Origin of the sequence: Nonomuraea sp. NPDC049784 (genome assembly GCF_040659615.1) — a bacterium.
In the GTDB taxonomy this organism is placed as follows: Bacteria; Actinomycetota; Actinomycetes; order Streptosporangiales; family Streptosporangiaceae; genus Nonomuraea.
On the sequence record NZ_JBFAMX010001038.1, the window covers coordinates 1 to 2,204 of the forward strand.

Annotated in this window: 3 protein-coding genes; all 3 read right to left on the reverse strand. The window is 72.8% G+C overall.

The window, feature by feature from the left end; all coding sequences use genetic code 11:
- On the reverse strand, positions 1 to 913 hold a 913-nt coding region (locus AB0J09_RS62885), incomplete at its 3' end, for an amidase family protein (protein WP_360713811.1).
- Positions 914 to 935: 22 nt separating this feature from the next.
- Positions 936 to 1,940 (reverse strand): D-2-hydroxyacid dehydrogenase, encoded by a 1,005-nt coding sequence (locus AB0J09_RS62890; protein WP_360713813.1) that lies wholly within the window; start codon positions 1,938 to 1,940, stop codon positions 936 to 938.
- Between the two features lie 79 nt (positions 1,941 to 2,019).
- Positions 2,020 to 2,204 (reverse strand): hypothetical protein (locus AB0J09_RS62895; protein WP_360713815.1); only part of this gene is annotated, 185 nt, incomplete at its 5' end.

Genomic DNA, 2,204 nt, shown 5'->3' on the forward strand with positions numbered 1-2,204 from the left:
CCTGACCTCGCGCCTGTTCGCGCGCTACCTGGACAAGCTCACCACGAAGGCCGCGAACTCCATCACCCTGAAGGACTACCCGCTCGCCTGACCTGTTGCGGACGTACCCGAGATTGGGGGAGAACGCGACGCGCAGGCCGCGAACCCCGCCCTCCAGGCCGTCCAGGAACGAGCCGGCAGGAGTGGGCAGCGCCGACCAGTCCCGCGGGTCGAAGCCGGTGATGACGTCCAGCAGGAGAGCGGTGTCGGCGACGGATCGGGCCATCGGGCCGACGTGCGAGAGGGTGCCGAACGGGCTGGCGGGCCACAAGGGCACCAGCCCGAAGGTCGGTTTGACGGTGACCGTGCCGGTGAAGGCGGCGGGAATGCGCAGAGAGCCGCCGCCGTCGGTGCCGAGCGACCACTGCCCCATGCCGAGGCTCACCGCCGCGGCGCTGCCGCCGCTCGACCCTCCGGACGTCAGGGCCGGATTCCACGGGTTGCCGGTGGTGCCATGGCGAGGGGAGTCGGTGACGCCTTTCCACCCGAACTCCGGCGTGGTGGTCTTGCCGAGCAGCACGGCCCCGGTCTCGCGAAGCCGGGCGACGGCGGGGGCGTCGTCGGGCCAGGGCCCGTTCCCGTCGATGAGGACGCTGCCGCGCAGCGTCGGCCAGCCGCGGGTGTAGAGAATGTCCTTGACCGAGGTGGGCACGCCGTCGCCGGGACCAAGGGGGCGGCCGGCCCGCCAGCGGTCCTCGGACTCCTTCGCCGCCGCCAGCGCCCCGTACGGATCGGCTAAAACGAACGCGTTCACCTCGGCGTCGGCCGCGTCGATGGCGTCGAGGGCGGCACGAGTCGCCTCCACAGGGGACAGACGGCCGTCGCGGTAGCCGGCGAGGAGCTCGGTGGCGGTCAGCCGGGTCAGATCGTTCATTCCCCTATCCTGACCGCTGTCCTCACCGCGGCCCGGACGGTACGAAGCCGAGGCGCTTGTCGACGACGTTCATCAAGGGCTTGTCATCGAGCCAGCGCAGGGCGTTGTCCACGAACTGGCGGGCGAGCGCGTCGCGCCAGCCGGCCGCGTCGCCGGCCATGTGCGCGGACACCACCACGCCGGGCATCCCCCACAGCGGGTGGTCCTGGGGCAGGGGCTCGGTGTCGAACACGTCCAGGGTCGCGCCCGCGATCCGCCCGGCCGACAGGGCCGCGATCAGGTCGGCCTCGACCACGCAGGGGCCGCGGCCGACGTTGATCAGGTGGGCGGTCGGCTTCATCGCCGCGAGGACCTCGGCGTCCACCAGTCCGCGGGTCTCCTCGGTCAGCGGCGTGACCAGGACCACGTGATCGGCCCAGCCGACGTGGGCGGCCAGGTCGCCGCCGGCGACGACGGCGCCGAAGTCGGGGTCGGCGGCGCGCGCCGTACGGCCGGCGCCACGGACCCGCATGCCGACCGCGCGCAGCAGCCGGGCGATCTCGCGCCCGATCGCGCCGGTGCCCACGATCAGCGCGGTGCTGTCCGCCACCGTCAGGGTCTCGCGATGCCGCCAGGTGCGCGCCAGTTGCAGATCGTGGCCGCGGTGGACGTCCTTGGCGAAGGCGAGCACCGAGCTGAGGACGAACTCGGCGATGGGCCGGTCGAAGACGCCCCTGGCGTTGGTGACCACGACGCCGGAGTCGACGAGCGCGTCGAACATCAGCCGGTCCACGCCGGCCGCGGCCACGTGGATCCAGCGGAGCGCGCCCGCCCGGTCCCAGACCTCTCGCACGGCGGAGGAGAAGAAGTCCCACAGGAGCAGTACGTGCGCGCCCTCGATCGCCGCCGGCAGGCCCTCGTGGTCGCAGTAGCGGACGGTCGCCCGATCCTCCACCATCTCCAGGTGCGGGGGCCGGCTGTCCGCGTCGGCACAGAGCACGGTGATGATGGGCACGGTGATGACGGGACGGTGGGCGGATCCCGCCACAGTCGCCTCCCTGTTGTTCGCGGTGGATCGGCCGGCTCCCTGAGCCGGCGACCAACGTAGGAAGGCCGGCGCGGGACTGTCAACAATCCGCCGATCCCGCGTTTTCCGAGATGGGGATGTCGGGCACCGTGCCGATGCCCTCCATCTCCAGCATGATCGACCGCGCCGAGCCGGCAGGCGCCGGGTGGTAGACGTGGCGCTTCCGGCTCAGCGGGCCCACCACCGGCCCCGCGTCGGCGCGGAAAGGGGCGGGGCCGCGCACCG